The organism is Tepidiforma thermophila (genome assembly GCF_002563855.1).
Taxonomy (GTDB): Bacteria; Chloroflexota; Dehalococcoidia; order Tepidiformales; family Tepidiformaceae; genus Tepidiforma; species Tepidiforma thermophila.
The window spans coordinates 2,238,859-2,260,817 of sequence record NZ_PDJQ01000001.1 but is presented as its reverse complement, the minus strand read 5'-3'; the positions used below and the strand labels follow the sequence as shown (position 1 = coordinate 2,260,817).

The 21,959-nt window shown below is 69.3% G+C and carries 23 protein-coding genes; 16 read left to right on the top strand and 7 right to left on the bottom strand.

The annotated features are described in order from the left end of the window. Positions 1-43 precede the first annotated feature (43 nt). The 9 genes from cdaA to A9A59_RS10990 all read left to right on the top strand — a co-directional run bounded on the left by cdaA (position 44) and on the right by A9A59_RS10990 (position 8,610). Positions 44-859: a diadenylate cyclase CdaA gene (cdaA, locus tag A9A59_RS11030; protein WP_098504319.1), complete on the top strand. Its 816-nt coding sequence runs from the start codon at positions 44-46 to the stop codon at positions 857-859. Further along, positions 856-2,133, top strand: a complete 1,278-nt coding sequence (locus A9A59_RS11025; RefSeq protein ID WP_165772679.1) for a CdaR family protein — start codon at positions 856-858, stop codon at positions 2,131-2,133. Before cdaA ends, A9A59_RS11025 begins: the two co-directional genes overlap by 4 nt. Beyond that, on the top strand, positions 2,130-3,473 hold the full coding sequence (gene der / locus A9A59_RS11020) for a ribosome biogenesis GTPase Der (RefSeq protein ID WP_098504317.1): 1,344 nt from the start codon (positions 2,130-2,132) through the stop codon (positions 3,471-3,473). The genes A9A59_RS11025 and der overlap by 4 nt, the downstream gene beginning before the upstream one ends. Continuing rightward, positions 3,470-4,093 (top strand): glycerol-3-phosphate 1-O-acyltransferase PlsY, encoded by a 624-nt coding sequence (gene plsY, locus A9A59_RS11015; protein WP_098504316.1) that lies wholly within the window; start codon positions 3,470-3,472, stop codon positions 4,091-4,093. Before der ends, plsY begins: the two co-directional genes overlap by 4 nt. Continuing rightward, positions 4,093-5,100, top strand: coding sequence for an NAD(P)H-dependent glycerol-3-phosphate dehydrogenase (locus A9A59_RS11010; RefSeq protein WP_098504315.1), 1,008 nt, complete (start codon positions 4,093-4,095; stop codon positions 5,098-5,100). Before plsY ends, A9A59_RS11010 begins: the two co-directional genes overlap by 1 nt. A gap of 25 nt (positions 5,101-5,125) precedes the next feature. Beyond that, positions 5,126-6,046, top strand: coding sequence for a HEAT repeat domain-containing protein (locus A9A59_RS11005; RefSeq protein ID WP_098504314.1), 921 nt, complete (start codon positions 5,126-5,128; stop codon positions 6,044-6,046). After that, positions 6,043-6,489, top strand: coding sequence for an NUDIX hydrolase (locus A9A59_RS11000; protein WP_098504313.1), 447 nt, complete (start codon positions 6,043-6,045; stop codon positions 6,487-6,489). The genes A9A59_RS11005 and A9A59_RS11000 overlap by 4 nt, the downstream gene beginning before the upstream one ends. After that, positions 6,486-7,118, top strand: a complete 633-nt coding sequence (locus A9A59_RS10995) for a GNAT family N-acetyltransferase (protein WP_165772678.1) — start codon at positions 6,486-6,488, stop codon at positions 7,116-7,118. Before A9A59_RS11000 ends, A9A59_RS10995 begins: the two co-directional genes overlap by 4 nt. A 103-nt stretch (positions 7,119-7,221) precedes the next feature. Next, a complete protein-coding gene (locus A9A59_RS10990; protein WP_098504311.1) occupies positions 7,222-8,610 on the top strand; it encodes a helix-turn-helix domain-containing protein in 1,389 nt (462 codons plus the stop codon). Here the strand turns inward: A9A59_RS10990 and A9A59_RS10985 are convergent. From A9A59_RS10985 to guaA, 7 genes are read right to left on the bottom strand one after another with little or no spacing between them, the layout of a single operon-like run. Further along, positions 8,594-9,376 (bottom strand): cobalamin-binding protein, encoded by a 783-nt coding sequence (locus A9A59_RS10985; RefSeq protein WP_098504310.1) that lies wholly within the window; start codon positions 9,374-9,376, stop codon positions 8,594-8,596. The two genes, A9A59_RS10990 and A9A59_RS10985, sit on opposite strands and share 17 nt — an antisense overlap. Positions 9,377-9,380: 4 nt before the next feature. Beyond that, positions 9,381-9,728, bottom strand: a complete 348-nt coding sequence (purS, locus tag A9A59_RS10980) for a phosphoribosylformylglycinamidine synthase subunit PurS (protein WP_278286888.1) — start codon at positions 9,726-9,728, stop codon at positions 9,381-9,383. Beyond that, entirely contained in the window at positions 9,725-10,621 is an 897-nt protein-coding gene (locus A9A59_RS10975) for a phosphoribosylaminoimidazolesuccinocarboxamide synthase (RefSeq protein WP_098504309.1), read from the bottom strand. The genes purS and A9A59_RS10975 overlap by 4 nt, the downstream gene beginning before the upstream one ends. Beyond that, on the bottom strand, positions 10,605-11,363 hold the full coding sequence (locus A9A59_RS10970; RefSeq protein ID WP_133117603.1) for a hypothetical protein: 759 nt from the start codon (positions 11,361-11,363) through the stop codon (positions 10,605-10,607). Before A9A59_RS10970 ends, A9A59_RS10975 begins: the two co-directional genes overlap by 17 nt. A gap of 11 nt (positions 11,364-11,374) precedes the next feature. Continuing rightward, the gene (gene purB, locus A9A59_RS10965) at positions 11,375-12,667 is read right to left on the bottom strand and encodes an adenylosuccinate lyase (protein ID WP_098504307.1); all 1,293 of its coding nucleotides are present in this window, start codon (positions 12,665-12,667) and stop codon (positions 11,375-11,377) included. 43 nt (positions 12,668-12,710) lie between these two features. Further along, positions 12,711-13,985 carry a phosphoribosylamine--glycine ligase gene (gene purD, locus A9A59_RS10960; protein ID WP_098504306.1) on the bottom strand — a complete coding sequence of 425 codons (1,275 nt, stop codon included), beginning with the start codon at positions 13,983-13,985 and terminating at the stop codon, positions 12,711-12,713. Positions 13,986-13,989: 4 nt separating this feature from the next. After that, positions 13,990-15,579, bottom strand: a complete 1,590-nt coding sequence (guaA, locus tag A9A59_RS10955; protein WP_098504305.1) for a glutamine-hydrolyzing GMP synthase — start codon at positions 15,577-15,579, stop codon at positions 13,990-13,992. 71 nt (positions 15,580-15,650) lie between these two features. On the opposite strand from guaA, the gene A9A59_RS10950 reads away from it, so the two are divergent. The 7 genes from A9A59_RS10950 (at position 15,651) to A9A59_RS10920 (ending at position 21,916) form a co-directional block, all read left to right on the top strand. Further along, positions 15,651-16,295, top strand: a complete 645-nt coding sequence (locus tag A9A59_RS10950; protein WP_165772677.1) for an L-threonylcarbamoyladenylate synthase — start codon at positions 15,651-15,653, stop codon at positions 16,293-16,295. Further along, entirely contained in the window at positions 16,292-16,759 is a 468-nt protein-coding gene (rpiB, locus tag A9A59_RS10945) for a ribose 5-phosphate isomerase B (RefSeq protein WP_098504303.1), read from the top strand. The genes A9A59_RS10950 and rpiB overlap by 4 nt, the downstream gene beginning before the upstream one ends. Positions 16,760-16,767: 8 nt before the next feature. After that, positions 16,768-17,943: a phosphoglycerate kinase gene (locus A9A59_RS10940; RefSeq protein WP_098504877.1), complete on the top strand. Its 1,176-nt coding sequence runs from the start codon at positions 16,768-16,770 to the stop codon at positions 17,941-17,943. A gap of 145 nt (positions 17,944-18,088) precedes the next feature. After that, positions 18,089-18,832: a triose-phosphate isomerase gene (tpiA, locus tag A9A59_RS10935; protein WP_098504302.1), complete on the top strand. Its 744-nt coding sequence runs from the start codon at positions 18,089-18,091 to the stop codon at positions 18,830-18,832. After that, positions 18,832-19,770 carry a tRNA (adenosine(37)-N6)-dimethylallyltransferase MiaA gene (gene miaA / locus A9A59_RS10930; protein ID WP_098504301.1) on the top strand — a complete coding sequence of 313 codons (939 nt, stop codon included), beginning with the start codon at positions 18,832-18,834 and terminating at the stop codon, positions 19,768-19,770. Before tpiA ends, miaA begins: the two co-directional genes overlap by 1 nt. Before the next feature lie 25 nt (positions 19,771-19,795). After that, positions 19,796-20,638 carry a diaminopimelate epimerase gene (gene dapF / locus A9A59_RS10925; protein ID WP_098504300.1) on the top strand — a complete coding sequence of 281 codons (843 nt, stop codon included), beginning with the start codon at positions 19,796-19,798 and terminating at the stop codon, positions 20,636-20,638. A gap of 111 nt (positions 20,639-20,749) precedes the next feature. Continuing rightward, a complete protein-coding gene (locus tag A9A59_RS10920; protein ID WP_098504299.1) occupies positions 20,750-21,916 on the top strand; it encodes an LL-diaminopimelate aminotransferase in 1,167 nt (388 codons plus the stop codon). Positions 21,917-21,959 lie beyond the last annotated feature (43 nt).

Genomic DNA, 21,959 nt, shown 5'->3' with positions numbered 1-21,959 from the left:
CAGCGTAGAATGAGGCGGCCCGTCCGCCGGGCGGTCTCCCGCTATGCTCCAACCCGGTCACCTTCGCGACGTCCTCGAGCAGTTCACCTTCAGCAGCGCGGTCGATGTGCTGCTCATCGCCGTACTCATCTACGCTGCCCTCCGCCTCCTGAGCGGCACCCGGGCGATGACCCAGCTCCGCGGCGTTATCGCTCTCTTCCTCGTTTTTGTCGTCCTCGGCCGCGCCCTCGACCTCGTCGTCATCAACTACCTCGTCGAGCACTCGGTCACCGCGCTCCTCGTCGGCGCGGTCATCATCTTCCAGCCCGAAATTCGCAGAGCGCTCGACCGCCTCGGCCGCACCGGCCTATCCGGCTGGTTCCGCACCGCCGAATACGGTGACGTCATCGATGCCGTCTCCAGGGCCGCCGGCCGTCTCTCCGTCGCCCATCATGGCGCCATCATCGTCATCGAGCGCGAAACCGGCCTCCAGGATGTCATCGAAACCGGCGTCCCCGTCGATGCCCGCGTCTCTCCGGAGCTCCTCACCAGCATCTTCTTCCCCAACTCGCCGCTCCACGATATGGCCGTCGTTATCCGTGACCAGCGCGTGGTTGCTGCCGGCTGCGTCCTCCCCCTCGCATCCGACCCGGCCGACCGCAACCTCGGCACCCGCCACCGGGCCGCCCTCGGCATCACCGAGGCCACCGATGCCCTCGCCGTCGTTGTCTCGGAGGAGACCGGCGAAATCAGCGTCGCCCTCAACGGCCGCCTCACCCCCGTGCCCGATGAGCGCCGTCTTCGGGCCGTGCTCGAATGGGTGCTCGAGCCCCAAACCGCCGAACCACCCCCTGTTGCGCCGACTGGAGCCCGGGTATGAACGGCAACCACCGCCGTCCGTCGCGCCACCAGGCCGTACGCCAGGTCGCTGGCGGCATCCTGCGCTCCGTCCGTGAACACTGGGCCCAGGCGGCCTTCAGCCTGGTGGCCGCATTCGCGATCTGGTTCGTCATCCAGGACGTCGAAAACCCCCGCGTCTCTGTCACCTTCCCCGATGAGGGACAGCCGCCGTCTATTGTCGTCACCGCCGAAAATGCCGGCCCCTACATTGTCCGGGAGAACTACTCCGTCCGCGTGGTGGCCGAAGGCCGCGCCGACGACCTCGCCGCGCTTACCCCTTCCGACTTCGAAGCCCGCGTCGATGTCCGCGGCATGCAACCCGGTGTGGAAGAATTTCGCCAGGTCCGCGTCACGAGCCGTCGGCCAGGCGTCCGCGTCCTCCAGGTCATCCCCTCCCAGGTCCGTATCACCCTCGTCGAACCCGCGACCCGCGAACTCCCGGTCACAATTCGCCGCTCCGGCCAGCTTCCCGCCGGCTTCCGCGAGGACGAGTCGGCCACCACTGTCGAACCGGCCGTCGTCACCATTACCGGCCTCCCCGAGCGGGTCCAGGCCGTCCAGTCCGTCGACCTCGACGTCAACCTCAGTGGCGTCAAAGACCAGGCCTACGTCGTGACCGGCGAGCTCGTTGCCCGCTCTGCTACCGGCACGGTCGAAACCGTGACCATCAACCCTCCCCGCGCTACCGCCACCATCCGCATCGGCCAGGCCTTCATCCAGCGCACCCTCCCGGTCGTGGCCGATGTCGCCGGCGCACCCGCACCGGGCTACCGCATTGCCGCCATCACGATTGACCCGCCGGCGGTGACCGTCTCCGGCGAGCGCGCCGTCGTCAACGAACTCAACGCCCTCGCGACCGAGAAAATCGACGTCACCGGGGCCCGGACCGAGCTCCGCCTCGTCCGCAGCCTCGTCCCCGTGCCCAACGTCTCCCTCGAACGGCGAACCGTCACCGTCACCATCCGGTTTGACCCGATCGACGTGTCAGCCACGCTCACAGTTGCGCCGGAGCTCCAGAACCTGCCAGCCGGCCTTGCCCGCGACCCCTCCCGTCCCCTTGCCGTTGAGGTCCGTGTCACCGGCCCCGCCGACATCGTCGCCGCGCTCAAACCCTCCGACATCAAGGCGGTAGTCTCCCTCGCTGGTGCCACAGCCGGCACCGCCGCCTATCCTGTAACCGTGACAGGTCCCTCCGGCCTCAAGCTCGAAGCTCCCGCAGCGGTCACCGTCTCGCTCATCCAGGTGCTCCCGTGACCGCCACCGATGTCCTCCCGCGCGTCGTCATCGTCGGCCGCCCCAATGTCGGCAAGTCGTCGCTCTTCAACCGTGTCCTTGGTGAGCGCCGCGCCATCGTCGAAGATGAGCCCGGCACCACCCGCGACCGCCTCGAAGCCGATGTCGAGTGGCTCGACCGCCGGTTCCGCCTCATCGACACCGGCGGCTACGAGACGAACGAGCAGAACGTCTATGCCCCGCTCATCATGGGCCAGGTCCAGCAGGCCATCAACACGGCCGCCGTCGTCATCTTCGTCGTCGATGCGCGCGACGGCCTCACCGCGAGCGACTACGACATGGCCGAGGTCGTTCGGCGTGCACAGAAACCGACGATCCTGGTCGCCAACAAGGCCGACAACGAGGCCCGCGAACTCACCGGCATCGCCGAGGCGTCGGCCCTCGGCTTCGGCGAGCCGCTCCCTGTCAGCGCCCTCCACGACGTCAACGTCCGCACCATGCTCGACATGGTGGTCGCTCTCCTCCCCGATATCCCCCTCATCCCTGAGTCCGACCGCACCCGTGTCGCCATCATCGGCCGCCCGAACGTCGGCAAGTCGATGCTCGTCAACGCCATCCTCGGCCAGGAGCGGGTCATCGTTTCCGACGTCGCTGGAACGACCCGCGACGCCATCGACACCGAAATCGACACCCCGGAGGGGTCCTTCGTCCTCATCGATACCGCCGGTGTCCGCCGCCCGGGCAAACTCGGCACCGGTGTCGAGCGCCATTCGGTCCTCCGTACCACCCGCGCCGTCGAACGGTGCGACGTCGCCGTCCTCGTGGTCGACGGCACCGAGGGCGTCACCGCCCAGGATACCCACATCGCCGGCATCGCCGTCGAGAACGCCAAGGGGCTCGTCATCGCCGTCAACAAGATTGACCTCTGGGACGACCCCGCCGAGCGAAAGGCGTGGGCCGAGCGCCAAATGCGAAGCCGCATCCGGTTCGTCCCCTGGGCGCTCTACACCTTCATCTCCGCGCTCGAACGCCGGGGCCTCTCAGAGCTCCTCCAGCTCGTCCAGACAGCCCGCGAAGCCCGCCGCCGCCGCATCCCCACCCCGGAGCTCAATGCAGTCCTCGCACGCGCCATCCGCGAACACGTTCCCCCGCTCGTCCACAACAAGCGGTTCAAGCTCTTCTATGCCACCCAGGCCGGCATCGACCCGCCAACCTTCGTCCTCTTCGTCAACGACCCCGAACTCGTCCACTTCAGCTACCGCCGCTACCTCGAACGCGCCATCCGCGAGGCCGCAGATTTCGAAGGCACCGCCATCAAGCTGGTCTTCAGAGCCCGTTCGGGCGATGATTCCCGGTCGTGATCGACTACGTCCTCAACGCGCTGCTCGGCTACATCCTTGGCTCCCTCCCCTGGGGCCTCATCGTCGGCTACCTCGCGACCGGCCGCGATATCCGCGAGTCCGGCAGCGGGAAAACCGGCACCACCAACGTTCTCCGCACCGCCGGAAAGGTCCCTGCGGTCATCGTCATGGTCCTGGATATCGCCAAGGGTGCCGTCCCGGCGCTCGTCGGCCGCTACGTGTTCGACAGCAACGAGGTGGCGGCTGTCGGCGCTGGCGCCGCCATCGTCGGCCACGTGTGGCCGGTCTTCGCCGGCTTTCGCGGCGGCCGCGGCGTCGCCAGCACCTACGGAGGCATCCTCGGCCTCGCCCCCGGCATCTCACTCCTCTTCCCGCTCATCGGCGCCGTCCTCGTGGGGGCAACCCGTTACGTCTCGTTCATGTCCGTCGTCGGCGTCCCGATCTGCGCGGCCATCATCTGCGGCCTCGCCATCGCCGGGAAGACCGACCCTGCCTTCGCCTGGTACGCCCTCTTCGCCACCGCGCTCGTCGAATACAAGCACATCCCCAACATCCGGCGCCTCCTGAACGGCACCGAGCCCCGCATCGGCCAGGGCGGCGACCGCCCCGCAACCGGCTGATGCCCGCCTACGCCGTCGTCGGCGCCACCTCTTGGGGCGTCACCCTCGCCGCCCTCCTCGAGCGCGCCGGCAACGACGTCATCCTCCTCGTCCGCTCCGAACTCGAAGCCCATGCCGTCCGCGCCGCCGGCGGCCTCGAGCGCCTCGGCACCGGCCCCGTGCTTGGGCCTCGCGTCCACATCCACCCCATGCCGCTCACCGCCAATCACGCCGCCGGGCTCAGCGGCGCGCTCGTTGCCGTGCCCTCCCACGCCTTCCGCGCGGCCGTCCAGGCCGCTGGCCTCCCCCGCAGCCTGCCGGTCGTTTCCGCCGCCAAGGGCCTCGACCTCGAAACCTCCAGCCGCATGACCGAGGTCCTCCACGCGCTCGGCTACGACCCCGACCGGACCGGCGCCCTCTCGGGGCCAAACCTTGCCCACGAAATCATCCGTGGCCTCCCCGCAGCTGCCGTCATCGCAACGCCCGACCTCGAACTCGGCCGCGCGTGGCAAACGGCGCTCTCCGCCGGCGCCTTCCGGGTCTACGCCTCGACCGACGTGCTCGGCGTCGAGCTCGCCGGCGCGCTCAAGAATGTGATTGCCATTGCGGCCGGCGCCGCCTGGGGTCTCGGCTTCGGCGCCAACGCCGTCGCCGCCATCATGACCCGCGGCCTCGCCGAGATGACCCGCCTCGGCCTCGCGCTCGGTGCCGAAGTTGCGACCTTCAACGGCCTCGCCGGCGTCGGCGACCTCGCCGCAACCTGCTTCTCCCCCCTCTCCCGCAACCGTCGGTTCGGTGAACTGCTCGCCGCCGGTCGCACCCCGGCCGATGCCGTCGACGAGATTGGCGAAACTGTTGAAGGTGCCCACACCGCCCCAGTATCCCTCCGCCTCGCCGCCGCCGCGGGGGTCGAACTCCCCATCACCGCCGAAGTCGCTGCCGTCATCGGCGGGGAGCGCACCGTCCCCGAGGCGATGCTCCGGCTCCTCGGCCGGCCGCTCGCCCGCGAGGAGCTGCCCCGCCGCTGAGCGCGCCGGTGGTACGATCAGGGTGATGCCTTCCCCCGCGCTCCAGCGCATCCTCGATGCCCTCGAATCCGGCACCCGGCCGCGCCCGGCCGAGTTCGCCGCGTTCTCCGACCTCGACCGCGGCGACGCCTCCTACCTGCGCGAGCGGTGGCCGCACATCCCCCTCCCCGAGCGCGAATTCCTCCTCGACGAGGCCTACGAACTCGCCGACGAAGATATCTCCCTCGATTTCACCGTCCTCGGCCGCATCGGCCTCGCCGATGCCGAGCCGTCGGTCCGCCTCCGCGCCATCCAGGCCCTCTGGGAGTCGCTCGACCCCGCCGTTGGCGACCTCCTGGTCGGCCTCGTCGAATCGGAGCCCGACCCCGAGGTCCGCGCTGCCGCCGCCCGCAGCCTCCTCCGCTACCTCGAGTCCGCCGAATACGGCCGCCTCGATGCCGCCGTCGCCCGCCGGATGGTGGAGGCGCTGCTGGCCGCCGCCGAAGCCGGCATCGAAGACCTCCGCGCTGCCGCCGTCGAAGCCCTCGGCCCCAGCGGCGACCCCAGGGTCCCGGCGCTTATCGAATCCGCCTACGAAAGCGGCATCCCCGCCCTCCGACTCGCCGCCATCCGGGCCATGGGCTACTCCGCCCGCGAGCGGTGGGCCGAGTACATCGCCGAGCAGCTCACCGCCGCCGACCCCGAGATGCGCTTCGAAGCCGCCCTCGCCGCCGGCAGCCTCGGCTCCGAAGAGCTCGTCCCGGCCCTCGGCGAAGCCCTCAACGATGATGACGCCGAGGTCCTCTTCGCCGTCCTCGAAGCCCTCGGCGACATCGGCGGCGAGGCAGCCGTCGAACTCCTCGAGGCCTACCGCGAGGAGGCGCCGCCCGGCCTCGAAGACGCAGTCGAAGCCGCCCTCGAAGCCGCCCGCGGCATCCAGTTCCGCCGATTCGGAGAACCGCTGTGACATCCCGCTCCCGCCTCCCCATCGAAGACGTCGTCTCCGCTGGCGGCATCCCCTGGCGCATGAACGAGCGCGGCGAGATCGAAATCGCCATCTGCGGGCGCCGGGGCGAGAAGCTCTGGGTCCTCCCCAAGGGAACCCCCGACGACGGCGAACCCCTCGAGGCCACCGCCCTCCGCGAAGTCCGCGAAGAGACCGGCCTCGATGTCCGCCTCGGCGAACCGATCGGCAGCATCGAATACTGGTTCACCGCCAACGGAACCCGCTACCACAAGCGCGTCCACCACTGGCTGATGGAGCCCATCGGCGGCGACGTCGCTAACCACGACCACGAGTTCGACGAGGTCCGCTGGGTGACCATCCCCGAGGCCCTCGAGCTCCTCACCTACGAAGGCGAGCGCAACCTCGTCCGCGAGGCCGCCCGCCGCCTCGGAGTCGACGTGTGACGCTCGAGACGCCGCCGGCCGGCTACGATGCCCTCGTGGTCGCCCGCGGCCGCAACGTCGTCCTCCGCCGCCGCCGCCGCGAGGACGCCATCGACGAATACGCCTGGCGCCGCGACCCCGAAACCGCCCGCCTGAACGGCCAGCCGCCCGTTTCCCCCTCCTTTGCCCGCTTCCTCGATACCTTCGAACAGGAGTGGCGGCTCGCCGGCCACGGGCGCGACCAGCTCGCCATCGACACCATCGCCGGAGAGCACATCGGCACCGTCATGTACTACAACGCCGAGTCCGGCGACTCCGCCGAGCTGGGCATCACCATCGGCGACGCCCGTCGCCGCGGCCACGGCCTTGGGCGCGAGGCCGTCGTCCTCTTCCTCCGTCACCTCTTCGCCAGCCACCCCTTCCGCGAAATCTACCTCCATACCCTTGCCGAGAACCTCCCGGCCCGCCGTGCCTTTATCGCCGCAGGCTTCAGCCCGACCGTCGCCGTCCAGCGCGGCGACGACCGCTACATCCGCATGGAGGTGCGCCGCGAATGGTGGCTGCTCTGGGACATGGAGGGGCGCTTCGCCTTCGCCGACCCGCCCGGGCCCGAAAACCCCCCGTTCACCCCGCTGTCACCGCGGCAATAGCTGCTTCATCACCCCCCTGATCTGGGGCAGGCCGCCCGGCTGCCGACCTTCAAGGTAGAGCACCCCGCCCCGAACGGCGCTCGGTGCCACGCAGGAAGGTGATATGGAGCAGCCATTCCCCCCGACCTCCGGCAACCTCGCCATGCAGCCGGAGTACGCCGAGGGCCCGCGCCAGCAAACACCCCGTCCGGCACCCGGCCACCTGCGCGCCCTGCCTTCCCTCCCCGAAGCACCCGACCACATCTACGAGCTCGGCCTCCCCGAGCGGTTCATCGAGGACCTGACCCTCAAGACCCTCTACCGTATCACCGTCCCCACGCCAATCGGCATCGCCAACGCCATGCGCGTCTCGCCCGGTGTCGCCCGCGAAGCCCTCGACGAACTCCGGCGCCAGCGCCTCGTCGAGACGACCTCCGCCTCGGGCCGCCTCGAAACCGAGTGGCAGTACCGCCTCACCGAGCTTGGCATGCGCGAAGCCGAAAACGCGTTCGGCCGCAGCAAGTACGTCGGTCCTGTCCCCGTTCCGATCCAGGACTACTTCCGCGTCCTCGAACGCGACACCGAGGTCGGTGCCCCCGACCCGGTCCGCCTCGCCCGCGCACTCCAGCAGCTCGTCCTCGGCCGCGACGTCGTCGCCAAGGTCTGCCTCGCCCTCACCAGCGGCCGCCCGGCCATGCTCTGGGGCGCCCCCGGCAACGGGAAGACCACCATCCTCGAACTCACCAGCGAGGCCATCCAGGGCGTCACCCTCATGCCCATGGCCGTCTACGTCAGCGGCCACATCATCCGCCTCTACGATGACCTCGTGCACCAGCCCGTTGAGGGCGACGACACCGCCGACGCCACCTCCCAGTTCGACCGCCGCTGGCTCCGCATCCGTCGCCCCTTCGTCTTCGTCGGCGGCGAACTCCGCCCCGAGGACCTCGACCTCGCCTACGACCCGGCGCTCGGCTACCACCAGGCCCCGCCCCACGTCAAAGCCCACGGCGGCCTGCTCGCAATCGACGACTTCGGCCGCCAGCAGGTCTCCCCCCAGGCCCTCCTCAACCGCTGGATCGCCGCACTTGAACGCGGCGAAGACACCATGGCCCTCGTCACCGGCGAGCGAATCACCTTTCCCTTCCGCTCGACCATCTGCTTCAGCACCAACCTCGAGCCGAAAGCCATGCTCGAAGAGGCCCACCTGCGTCGCATCCCGTACAAAATCCGCATTCCCGAGCCCACGACCGAGCAGATGGCCGAAATCTTCCGCCGCTTTGCCGACGCCATGGGCGTCGAAGCCACGCCCCAGGCGATCGATATCGCCGTCGAGCTGGTGCGCCGCGCCTCCAACGGCAACCTCCGCAGCTGCCACCCGCGGGATATCCTCCAGCTCATCATCGAAGAGTCCCGCTTCGTCAAGCGCCCGCCGGTGCTCGAGCCCGGCGCCGCCCGCCGCGCCTGCGAAGTCTACTTCGCCGTCGACCCCGGACCGGTTACCCCGCGCCAGTAACGCTGTCGAGAATCGCCGCGAGCTGCCGCGCGCCGTGCAGCAGGCTCGGCCCCGGCGCCAGGATATCTGGCGACTTGATCTCAAAGAGCCGTCCCGCCCGCACGGCGCTGACGCCTTCCCAGCCTGGCCGCGCCGCAATCCGCTCCAGCCGGGCCTTCTTGCCGCACCAGCTCGCCACGATCACCTCCGGGTCTCGGCGAACCACCTCCTCCGGCTCAACCACCCGGTCCCGCGCCGACCGGCAGCCGCGCAGCTCCGGGAAGATATCCTCGCCCCCGCACAGCTCAATCAGTTCGCTCACCCACGCGATCCCCGAGATCAGCGGGTCGTCCCACTCCTCGAAGTACACCCGCATCCGGTGCGCCGGCCGGCCCGGCCGTTGTCGGATGGCCTCCAGCTCCGCCTCGAACTCTTCCGCCAGTTTCCGCCCCGCCTCCGGCTCGCCGCAGGCCGCCCCGACCAGCGCAATCGCCTCTGCCGTCTCGCGCAGCGTCCGCTGGTTGGTGATGAGCACCGGAACGCCGGCCCGGATCAGCTCCCGCGCAATGTCCGCCTGCAGGTCGCTGAACCCGAGGACAAGGTCTGGCTCAACCGCAAGGATCCGCTCGACGTGCGCTGTCTGGAATGCCGCGACCTTCGGCTTCTTCCGCGCCTCCGGCGGGCGCACCGCGTATCCGCTCACCCCAACGACCCGGTCGCCCGCGCCTGCCGCGAACGCAATCTCGGTGGTCTCCGCCGTCAGGCAGACGATCCGCTGCGGTCCCATCCCCCTACCGGGCCTTCTCCAGCTCGAACTCGTACGTCTCAATGACCGGGTTCGCCAGGAGCCTGCTGCACATCTGGTCGACTTGCTCTGCCGCGGCCTTTGCGTCCTCCGCGGCCAGCCGCACCTGGAAGTACTTCCCGGAACGTACCCCCTGCACTGTCCCGAAGCCGAGCGAGCCCAGCGCGTTCGCGATCGCCAGGCCTTCCGGGTCATTCACGGTCGGCTTGAGCGAGACGTACACCCGCGCAAGGAACTCGCGCGGCGCCTCGGCGCCCTGCTCGTGCTTCGCCTTCTGCCCCTTCTCCTTCTTCCCGGGCTCCTGCCCCTTCGTTTTCCCGTCTTTCCTGGTCACAGCGAAAGCTCCTCTCCTGTCAGCATGCGGTACGCCCGCAGATACCGCTCGGTCGTCGCTTCGACCACGTCCGGCGGCAGCTCGGGCGCCGGTTCGCCTTCCCGCCAGTGGGCGGCAAGCCAGTCACGCACCGGCTGCTTGTCGAGGCTCGGCTGCGGGCCGCCGGGCCGGTACTCGTTCGCCAGCCAGAACCGGCTGCTGTCCGGCGTCAACACTTCGTCGATGAGGATGACCTCCTCGTTCCACCACCCGAATTCGAACTTCGTGTCCGCGATGATGATGCCCCGCTCCAGCGCTACAGTGTGCGCATAGCCGTACACCGCGAGCGAGCGGATCCGCATGGCGTTCGCCGCCTCTGCCCCAACCAGCCTGGCCAGCTCCTCGTAGGTGATATTCCGGTCGTGCCCCTCGGTCGCCTTCGTGCTCGGCGTAAAAATCGGCTCCAGCAGCCGGTCCGACTCGCGCAGCCCCTCCGGCAGCCGAAGTCCGCACACCATGCCCGTCTCCCGGTACTCCTTCCACCCCGAGCCCGAGAGGTAGCCGCGCACAATGCACTCCGCGTCGAGCCGCTGCGCCTTCCGCACCAGCATGGAGCGGCCGTAGTACTCCGGGCCCAGCTCGAACGGTACCGCCGAACGGTTCTCCGCGGTGATGACGGCAATGAAGTGGTTCGGTACTACCCCGCTGATCCGCTCGAACCACCAGGCCGAGAGCATCGTCAGCACCTTTCCCTTCCCCGGAATCGGCGTCGGCAGCACGACGTCCAGCGCCGAGATGCGGTCCGTCGCCACGATCAGGAGGCGGTCGCCCAGGTCGTACGTATCGCGCACCTTGCCGCGGTACACCGGCGCCGGCAGGTTCGAGTACGCCATCGGCTCAGCCACGGGCAGCATCCTCCAGGTTCAGGTAGAACACGGTCGTTGTCGCCGAAGCGAACGCCACCAGCGGCACGGCCAGCACCCCCTGGACCACCGACACCAGGGCCTGCAGGGCAACCTGCACGCCGCGCGACCCGGCGACAAGGCCGTCCAGCGCCGAAATGAGGATGGCCGGGCCGAGGAAGATGAGGAAGGTTAGCAGCATCACTCCCAGCATCCGCAGCATGTGCCCCCGCATCAGCGCCCAGCTCCTCCCGAGCGCCGCAAACGGTGACCGCCCTTCCAGCATGAACGCCTGGTGCGCCAGCGCCAGCCGCACCACCAGGTAGGGCAGCAGCACCAGCCCGATGATGGTCAGCGCCAGTAGAACGGACATCGCCACGAGGATCACCAGGAGCGCCAGCAGCCCGCCCATCCGCGTAAACGCCGGGTCCAGCGCGCCGGCAAGCGGCACCGGCTTCCCCCGCAGCACGGCTGCAATCGAGACAATCGCTGCTCCGTGCGCTACCTGTGCGAAGAGTGCCTGCCCGGCTCCCACGATCAGCAGGAGCGCGAGGTAGCCCCTGTCCTGCCCGTCGAGCGCCACGTCCCGGAGTACCGTGGAAAGCGCCCCGGCGATGACCAGTGCTGCCACGACCGAAACCGGCACCTCCACGGCGGCAACCGGCAGCAGCACCTCCTTCGGCCGGCTCGTGACGAGGTCCCACGCCGTCGCGATGACCCGCCGGGCGGGCAGCAAACCGACGGCCGGCGCCATTCCCGGCTGCATCACAGCCCGAGGCGCTCGAAGGTCGCGCCGATGTTCTTGAGGTAGTAGCCGTAATCGAACAGTCCGCGCAGCTCCGCCTCGCTGATGCGGCTCGTCACGTCGGGGTCGGCCAGCAGCAGGTCAAGGAACGGTACCCGCTCGTTCCAGGCCCGCATCGCGTTCCGCTGCACAATCGCGTAGGCGTCCTGCCGACTCAGTCCCGTCTCGATGAGCGCCAGCAGCACCCGCTGCGAGAATACCAGCCCGTACGAACGCTCGAGGTTCTCGCGCATGTGCTCCGGGTATACCCGCAGCCGGTCCATGATGCCCGTGAACAGGTTCAGCATGTAGTCGAGCACGAGCGTGGCGTCCGGAAACACGATCCGCTCCGTCGAGGAGTGACTGATATCCCGCTCGTGCCACAGCGCCACATTCTCCATCGCCGTCACCGCGTAGCCCCGCAGCACCCGCGCCAGCCCCGTGATCCGCTCGCACAGCTCGGGGTTCCGCTTGTGCGGCATCGCGCTCGAACCCGTCTGCCCCTCGTCGAATGGCTCCTCCGCCTCGCGCACCTCGGTCTTCTGCAGCGCACGGATCTCCGTCGCGAACTTCTCGAGTGACGCGCCGATAATCGCCAGCGTCGTCACAAATTGGGCGTGCCGGTCCCGCTGGATGACCTGCGTCGAGGCCGCCTCAATCCCGAGGCCCAGCTTCGCGCAGACCAGCTCCTCCACTTTCGGCGGCACCGACGCATGCGTCCCCACCGTCCCCGAGATCGCACCGACGGCCACCATCTCCCGCGCTGCCACCAGCCGCGCCCGGTTCCGCCGCATCTCATCGACCCAGACGGCCAGCTTCAGCCCGAAGGTCGTCGGTTCTGCATGGACCCCATGCGTCCGCCCGACGCAGAGCGTGTCGCGGTGCGCCCGCGCCTGCCGCTCCAGTACCGCAAGGAGCGCATCGATGTCGGCCAGCAGAATGTCGCTTGCGTCCCGCAGCTGCAGCGCCGTTGCGGTGTCCCACACGTCCGAGCTGGTCAGCCCGAAGTGGACATACCGCCCCTCTTCACCGAGCGAATCTGCCACCGACCGCAGGAACGCGGTCACGTCGTGGTGCGTGATGGCGAGGTACTCGTTGATCTTCGCGACGTCGAATTTCGCATCGCGCCGGATCTTCTCCGCCGCCTCCCGCGGGATCTGGCCCAGCTCCGCCCACGCCTCGCACGCCGCGATCTCAACATCGAGCCAGCGGCGATACTTCGCCTCGTCGGTCCAGATTGCAGCCATCTCCGGCCGCGAGTAGCGCGGGATCACCCCGCAATGGTAGCCCGCCCGGGCGGCTCGGAGAAGCTGCCTGCTACCCGCCCACTGCCTCCAGCGCGATGTCGGTCCGGTAGTGCATGTCCTTGAAATGAATCCGCCGCACGTTGTCGTACACCCGCTCCCGTGCCTCCCGGATCGTCCGGCCCCGCGCCGCCACGGTGAGCGCCCGCCCACCAGAGGTCACCACCTTCCCGTCAACCAGCTTCGTCCCGCCGTGGAACACGAATACGTCCGGGTCTACCCGGTCCAGCCCTTCGATAGGATGGCCCGTCTCATACTTCCCCGGGTAGCCCCCGGGCACCAGCACGACACATACCGCCGGCTCGTCCGCCCACTCCACCGCAACCTCGTGCAGCCGCCCCTCCGCGGCCGCCTTCGTAACCGCGAACAGGTCCGACTTCAGGCGCAGCATGTGCACCTGCGTCTCGGGGTCCCCCGACCGCGCGTTGTACTCGATCACCCTGACGTCGCCGTCCCGGACCATCAGCCCCGGGAAGAGCGTCCCGACGAACGGGTGCCCTTCGGCAGCCATCCCGCGCAGCACCGGCGCAATGACCCGCTCGTGGATGATGCCAGCCAGCCGCTCGTCGATGCCCCGCGTCGGCGCATATGCGCCCATCCCGCCCGTGTTCAACCCCTGCGCCCCGTCCAGCGCCCGCTTGTAGTCGGTCGCGAAGGGCCACAGCACCGCCGTCTTCCCGTCGCAGAACGCATGCGCGCTCGTTTCGAAGCCGGTCAGCTCCTCCTCGACGACCACGGTGCTGCCCGCCTCGCCGAACGCCCGGTCGATGAGCATCGACCGCAGGATGGCGATCGCCTCTTCCCGGTTGGCGGCGCCGACCGCTCCCTTCCCCGCCGCCAGCCCCGAGGCCTTGACCCACAGCCGCTGCTCAGGCAGCGACTCCACCCACGCGGCCGCCTCGTCGAACGAGCTGAACGACCGCCCGCGCGCCGTCGGGATGCCGTGCCGCTCCATGAACGCCTTCGCCCACGCCTTGCTCGCCTCGATCCGCGCAGCATCGGCCACCGGGCCGTAACAGAGCACGCCCTCAGCCTTCAGCCGGTCGACCAGCCCGAGCGGCTGCGGGTCATCCATCGTCGCCAGGTAGAAATCGACGCGCAGCTCCTTCGCCGCCCGCACCAGCCCCTCGATATCGGTGGGCCGGATGTCGATGTTCCGCGCCAGCCGGGCGGTCCCCGCGTTCCCCGGCGCGACGAAGATCTCCCCCACATCTGGCGACTGCGAAAGCTTCCACGCAACCGCATGCTCCCGCCCTCCGCTCCCCACGAGCAGCACCCGTGCGCTCATCCGCTTACTCCCATTCGATGGTGCCCGGCGGCTTCGGCGTGATGTCGTACACCACCCGGTTCACCCCGTGCACCTCGTTGACGATCCGGTTCGAAATGCGCGATAGCAGCTCATGCGGGAGCCGCGCCCAGTCCGCCGTCATGGCGTCATCCGCAACCACCGCCCGGACCGCTACCGCATAGCCGTACGTGCGGAAGTCACCCATCACGCCCACGGTCTTCGTGTCCGTCAGCACCGCAAACGCCTGCCAGAGGTCCCGGTAGAGCCCCGCCTCCCGGATTTCGTCCATCACAATCCGGTCCGCCCGCCGGAGGATCTCGAGCTTCTCAGGCGTCACTTCGCCGATGCACCGGATCGCCAGCCCCGGGCCCGGGAACGGATGCCGCCAGACCATCTCCTCGGGCAGCCCCAGCGCCTCGCCAATCCGCCGCACCTCGTCTTTGAAGAGGTACCGGAGCGGTTCGACCAGTTCGAGCTTCATGTCCGGCGGCAGCCCGCCCACGTTGTGATGTGTCTTGATCGTGCTCGCTCCCTTACCGTGCGACCCGCTTTCGATGACGTCCGGGTACAGCGTGCCCTGGCACAGGAACCGCGCCCCCTCGACCTTCCGCGCCTCCCGCTCGAACACCCGAACGAACGTATTGCCGATGCGGATCCGCTTCGTCTCCGGGTTCGTCACTTCGGCCAGCTGCGCGAGGAACTCTCCCGCAGCATCCACGTGCACCAGGTTGATCGCCAGGTTCTTCCGGAAGGTCGTCACGACCTCCTCCGCCTCGCCCGCCCGGAGCAGCCCATTGTCGACAAAGATGCACACCAGCTGATCGCCGACGGCCCGGTGCACCAGGACCGCGGCGACCGCGCTGTCGACCCCGCCCGAGAGCCCGCAGATCACCCGGTCGCTCCCGACCTGCGCCCGGATCGCCTCCACCGTCTCCTCGATGAAATTCCCCGGGGTCCACGTGCCTTCCGCCCTGCAAATGCCCCGGACAAAATTCTTCAGGATGTCCCGTCCGCGCGGCGTGTGAGCCACCTCAGGATGGAACTGCAGCCCGTAGTACCCGCGTGAGGGGTCAGCCATCACAGCGAACGGCGAATTCGCCGTGCTCGCATACCCGGCGAAGCCCGGCGGCAGCACCTCAATCCGGTCCCCGTGGCTCATCCACACCTCAAAGTCGGCGGGCAGCCCGTCGAGCAGCGGTGCAGCATGGTCGCGGTGCACCACGGCCGGCCCGTATTCGCGCTCGGCGCCCGGCGCCACCTTTCCGCCCAGCTGGTGAGCCATCACCTGCATGCCGTAGCAAATGCCCAGCACGGGCAGCCCCGACTCCCACACCCAGTCGGGCGCCAGCGGTGCACCTTCCTCGTAGACGCTATTCGGCCCCCCCGAGAGGATAATCCCCCGCACGTCCATGCCGGCCAGCCGCTCGCGCGGCACGTCGTACGGCAGCAGTTCACAGTAGGTATTGAGTTCCCGCACCCGCCGCGCAATCAGCATCGAGAACTGCGACCCGAAATCCAGCACCACGATGCACTCGTGGCGTTTCGCCGGGTCCTGTGCGCCTGCCGGGGAAGTTACAGGGTCCGTTGCTGCCATGGAACGCGGTACACTCGGTTCGAACGCTATCCCACTTCGGGGGTCCGGGCAACGGACCCCACCTCATGCTCATGACTGATTCCCCCGGATCCCTCATCGACCGCGCCGTTGAGCTGCTGCGCAGCGGCGAGCTCGTCATCCTCCCCACCGACACCGTCTACGGCATCGCCGCCGATGTCCGGAATGACGACGCCGTTACCGCCATCTACCGCGCCAAGCAGCGCGACCCTGCACAGCCGCTCCAGCTCCTCTTCGGCCGCGACCCGGCCCTGCTCGAGCAATACGCCGACCTCACCCCGGCGGCCCGGCGGCTGGTCGACGCCCTCGGGCCCGGCGCCTGGACCATCATCGTCCCCGGCCGGCCCGGCTGGTCGAGCCCCGCACTCTCCGGGGGCAGCACCGTCGGCTTCAGGATCGTCCCGGTCGACATCGTCCTCGACATCGTTGATGCTCTCGGTGCGCCCCTCGCCGCCACCAGCGCCAACGTCTCCGGCGGCCCGAGCCCCGTCACTGCCGAAGAGGCCGCCCGCCAGGTCGGCGCCTTCTGCGCGATGACGATCGATGCCGGCCCCACCGCGCAGGGCATCGACTCCACGGTCATCGACCTCTCCGGCCCCGACCCCGTCGTCCTCCGCGAAGGCGCAATCACCGCTAACCAGCTCGCTTCTATACTGGGCGTCGCCTCCATTCCCGTCCGCAGGAGCGTCCGCTCGTGAAACTCGCTTTCGGCGCCGATCACGCCGGCTTCGAACTGAAGAACCACCTCGCTGGCGTCGCGCGCGACCTCGGCCACGAGGTGCTCGACCTCGGCACCCATTCGCCCGACTCCGTCGACTATCCCGATTTCGCCGAAGCCGTCGGCCGCGCCGTCCTCGATGGCCGCGCCGATCTCGGCGTCGTCCTCTGCTCCAACGGTGTCGGCATCTCCATCACCGCCAACAAGATGCCCGGCATCCGCTGCGCGCTCTGCCACACGAGCTGGGGCGCGGCCCGGGCCCGCCAGCACGTCAACGCCAACGTCCTGGCCCTCGGTGCATGGGAGATCGGCCGTGGCGTCGCCGAGGACATCCTCCGCGCCTTCCTCACCCACGAGTTCGAAGGCGGCCGCCACGAGCGCCGGCTCGCCAAGCTCCACGACGTCGAGCGGCGCGGCATCGCCGCGGAGGCCCCTCGGCCATGAACAACGGCATCGGAAAGAAAACAGTCCGCGATATCGACGTCCACGGCCGGCGCGTTCTCGTCCGCGCCGACCTCAACGTTCCCATCGAGAACGGCGTCATCACCGACGACACCCGCATCCGCGAGTCCCTCCCGACCATCCGGTACCTGCTCGACCAGGGCGCGCAGGTCATCGTGTGCTCCCATCTCGGCCGGCCGAAGGGCCCCGACCCCGCCCTCTCGCTCGCCCCCGTTGCCGGGCGCATGGCCAATCTCCTCGGCCAGGAGGTGCTCTTCGCCGAGGATTGCGTCGGGCCGAAGGCCGAAGCAGCCGTCCAGGCGATGGGCCACCACGTTCTCCTCCTCGAAAACCTCCGCTTCCATCCCGAGGAGGAGAAGAACGACCCTGAATTCGCCCGCCAGCTCGCGAGCCTGGCCGAGATCTTCGTCAACGACGCCTTCGGCGCTGCCCACCGCGCCCACGCCTCCACGGAGGGCGTGACGCACTACCTGCCGGCCGTTGCCGGCCTCCTCATGGAGAAGGAGGTCAAATACCTCGGCGCCCTCGTCGCCAACCCGCCCCACCCCTTCGCTGCCGTCGTTGGCGGCGCCAAAGTCAGCAGCAAGCTCCCGGCCATCCAGCACCTCCTCCCGAAGGTCGACCTCCTCCTCGTCGGCGGTGGCATGGCGAATACGTTCTTGAAGGCGAAGGGGTACGAAATCGGCGCCTCCCTCGTCGAGGACGACCTCCTCGATGCCGCCCGCGCTGTCATGCGCGATGCCGAAACTCGCGGCGTCGAACTTCACCTGCCCGTTGACGTCGTGGTAGCCAGCCGGTTCGCCGCCGATGCCGAAACCGCGACCGTCCCCGTCGGCGAGGTGCCCGCCGGTTGGCTCATCCTCGACATCGGACCCGAGACGGTGCGCCAGTTCGCCAACGCGCTGCAGCGTGCAAAGGCGGTCGTTTGGAACGGCCCGATGGGCGTCTTCGAACTGGAGCCCTTCGCCAGCGGCTCCTTCGACCTTGCCCGCGCCATCGCCGGCCTCAACGCCGTCACCGTCGTCGGCGGCGGCGAGACCGCCGCGGTCGTCGCCGCCGCCGGCCTGCAGGACCGCTTCACCCACGTCTCCACCGGCGGCGGCGCCTCGCTCGAAATGCTCGAAGGCAAGACCCTGCCCGGCGTCGCTGCCCTGCTCGACGCCTGAGCCGCTCGCCTTGCGCGAGGCCGGGTCCCCCGCCATCATCCCCCCAGTCGCCGGGATGCCGAACCAGCGGGTTGCTCCCCTCGCCGGCCCCCCAGGGTCCGCTGCGGCATCCCGCGCCTTCGCTATCTCACCCCGGAGCCGAACCGTGCGCCGACCCTTCATCGCCGGCAACTGGAAGATGCACACCACCGAAGCGGAGGCGGCTGCGCTCGCCGCCGCCGTGCGCGAGCAGACCGCCGGGGCCGCCTGCGACGTCGCCGTCTGCGTCCCGTTCCCCCACCTCGGCCCCGTCCGCGAGGTGCTCCGCGGCGGCCACGTCCAGCTCGGCGCACAGGACGTCCACTGGGAGCCGAAGGGCGCCTTCACCGGTGAGGTCAGCGCTCCGATGCTCGAGGACTACTGCCAGTTCGTCATCATCGGCCACAGCGAGCGCCGCCAGTACTTCTGCGAAACCGACGAGTGGGTCAACCGGAAGCTGCGGGCCGTTCTCGCCTCTCGCCTCGACCCGATCGTCTGCATCGGCGAAACCCTCGACCAGCGCCGCGCCGGCGAAACCGAGGCCGTCCTTGAGCGCCAGCTCCGGGGCGCCCTCGCCGGGATACAGCCGTCCGCCCGCATCACCATCGCCTACGAGCCTGTCTGGGCCATCGGCACCGGCGAAACCGCCACGCCCGCACAGGCGCAGGAGGCCTGTGCCTTCGTCCGCCGCATCCTCCGCGAACTCGGCGGCCCCGTCGCCGACGCTATCCGGATCCAGTATGGTGGAAGCGTGAATCCCGCCAACGCCGCCGCGCTGCTGGCCCAGCCCGACATCGACGGCGCCCTCGTTGGGGGCGCCTCGCTCGATGCCGCCCAGTTCGCCGCCATCTGCGCGGCCGTGCCTGCCTGATGCTCCGCCGGCTCGTCGCAATCGTCGGCGCCACCGGCACCGGCAAGAGCGCCGCTGCCCTCGAGCTCGCGCAGCGCCTCGGCGGCGAAATCGTCAACGCCGACAGCCGGCAGGTCTACCGCGGCATGGATATCGGCACCGCCAAGCCGACCCCCGCCGAGCGCCGGCTTGTCCGCCACCACCTTTACGACATCCGCGACCCCCGCGAGGGCTACTCCCTCGCCGAATACCGCGCCGACGCCCGCGCGGCGTTCGAAGCCATCTGGGCGCGCGGCAGCTTCCCCTGGCTGGTGGGCGGCACCCCCCAGTACGCCTGGGCCATCCTCGAAAACTGGCAGGTGCCCGCCGTCCCGCCCGACCCCGGGCTGCGCGCAGCCCTGCAGGCCTTCGCCGACGCCGCAGGCCCCGCGGCCCTCCATGCCCGCCTCGCCGCCGTCGACCCGGCCTCTGCCGCCCGCATCGACCCGCGGAACGTTCGGCGCGTCATCCGCGCCCTCGAGGTCTACGAAAAGACCGGCAGGCCCATCTCCGCCTGGCAGCAGAAAGGCGCGCCCGACTTCGAGTACCTCCTCTTCGCCATCGACGTGCCCCGCCGGGAGCTTTACCGCCGGGTCGATGAGCGGGTCGAGCGCATGTTCGCTGCCGGCCTCGTCGACGAGGTCCGTGCCCTGCTCGATGCCGGTGTCCCGCCCGATGCCCCCGCCATGTCCTCTATCGGCTACGCAGAGACCGTCGCATTCCTCCAGGGCAGGCTCACCCTCGCCGACGCCATCGAGCGCACCAAACGCGCCACCCACCGCCTGGTTCGTTCCCAGGAGCAGTGGTTCCGCCGCGATGACCCCCGCATCACCTGGGTGCGCGACGTCGACGATATCGACCTCCAGGTCAACATCTTCACCGGCGCCTGCACCAACGTGATCCGGGGCGAGCGCCGGTAGCCGGCCCGGCCGCTACACTCTCCCCATGCGCGTTACCAAGATGCACGGCCTCGGCAACGACTACATCTACCTCGCCCCCGCCCGCGAGGACGAGCACGACTGGCCCGAGCTCTCCCGCCGCGTCAGCGACCGCCACTTCGGCGTCGGCAGCGACGGCCTCATCCTCGCCCTTCCCTCGAAGGTTGCCGACGTCCGCATGCGCATCTTCAACGCCGACGGCTCCGAAGCCGAGATGTGCGGCAACGGCATCCGCTGCCTCGTGAAATTCGCCATCGAAGAGGGGCTCGTCCCGCCTGACCGAAACGAAGTCACCGTCGAGACGCTCGCCGGGATCAAGACCGTCGCCGTCTTCCGCGACAACGGCGTGGTCACCGCAGCCCGCGTCGATATGGGCCCGCCCAGCTTCGACCCTGCCGACCTTCCTGCCGCCGTCGAAGAGACCGGCCCGGTCATCGACCTCCCCCTCACCATCGACGGCGTCGACCTCCGCCTCACGCTCGTCAGCATGGGAAATCCCCACGCCATCCATTACGTGCAGACCGACCCCGCCGAGTTCCCGCTTGAGCGCATCGGTCCCCTCGTCGAACACCATCCCCTCTTCCCGAGGCGCGTCAACTTCCAGGTCGTCCAGGTGCTCGGCCCTGGCGAGGTCCGCCACCGCGTCTGGGAGCGCGGCTCCGGCATCACCCTCGCCTCCGGCACCAGCGCTTCGGCCGTCGCTGCCGCTTCCCGCCTGCGCGGCCTCACCGGCGACCGCATCGTCGACCACATGCCCGGCGGCGACCTTATCCTCGAATGGGATGGCACCGGCTCCGTGTTCATGACCGGCCCCGCCGTCCGCGTCTTCGATGCCGAATGGTATACATAAGCGCCGCTGTCCGCGGCCCTAACGCCTGCCCGTGGTAGGATCGACGCCGTTCGCGCCCGGCGCCGCCCCGGAGCCGCGGCCGCGCGCCAACCCTGCACCCAGGACACCTGCATGAAGCTCGCCCGCCGCGTCGAGGCGCTCCCGCCGTACCTGTTCGCCGAAATCTCGAAGAAAATCGCCGCAAAGCGCGCCCAGGGCGTCGATATCGTCACCTTCGGCATCGGCGACCCCGACCTGCCCACGCCGCGCCACATACTCGACGCCCTCCACGAGGCCGCCGAGGACCCGGTCAACCACCGCTACCCTGAATCCGAGGGACTCCCCGAGCTCCGCGAAGCGATCGCACGCTACTACCAGCGCCGTTTCGAAGTCTCCTTCGACCCGATGAAGGAGACCCTCCCGCTCATCGGCTCCAAGGAAGGCATCGGCCACATCGCCCTCTGCTTCATCGACCCCGGCGACATCGCCCTCGTCCCCGACCCCGCCTACCCGGTCTACGAAATCGGCACCATGTTCGCCGGCGGCGAATGCTACCGCCTCGACCTCAAGCGCGAGAACGGCTGGCTCCCCGACCTCGACGCCATCCCCGACGACGTCGCCCGCCGCGCGAAGGTCCTCTGGCTCAACTACCCGAACAACCCCACGGGAGCCGTCGCCCCGCTCGAGTTCTTCGAAAAGGCGGTCGCCTGGGCGAAGAAATACGACGTTGCCATCCTCCACGACAACCCGTACTGCGACGTCGCCTACGACGGTTACAACCCGCCGACCATCTTTCAGGTCCCCGGCGCAAAGGATGTCGCTGTCGAATTCAACTCCTGGTCGAAGGCCTACAACATGACCGGCTGGCGCATCGGTATGGTCGTCGGCAACGCCCGGATGGTCGACGCCCTCATGCGCGTCAAGTCGAACCTCGATAGCGGCATCCCCCAGGCCATCCAGAAGATGGCCATCGCCGCCATCGACGGCCCCCAGGACTGCATCGAGGAGCACAACCGCATCTATCAGCGCCGCCGCGACCGCATCGTCGAAGTCCTCCGGAAGTGCGGCCTCGAAGTCGATGTGCCAAAAGCCTCGCTCTACGTCTGGGCGAAGCTCCCCGACGGCGTAACCAGCGCCGACTACGCCGCCCGCCTCATCGACGAAACCGGTGTCGTCGTGACCCCCGGCCGCGGCTACGGGCTCAACGGCGAGGGCTACATCCGCCTCTCCGTTACCACGCCCGATGACCGGCTGGAGGAGGGCATGCGTCGCCTTGAGGAGTGGTCCGCAAGGCGCTGAGACAAAACCCTCGCAGCGCCGGCCCGCGGGCGGTACGCTAGAG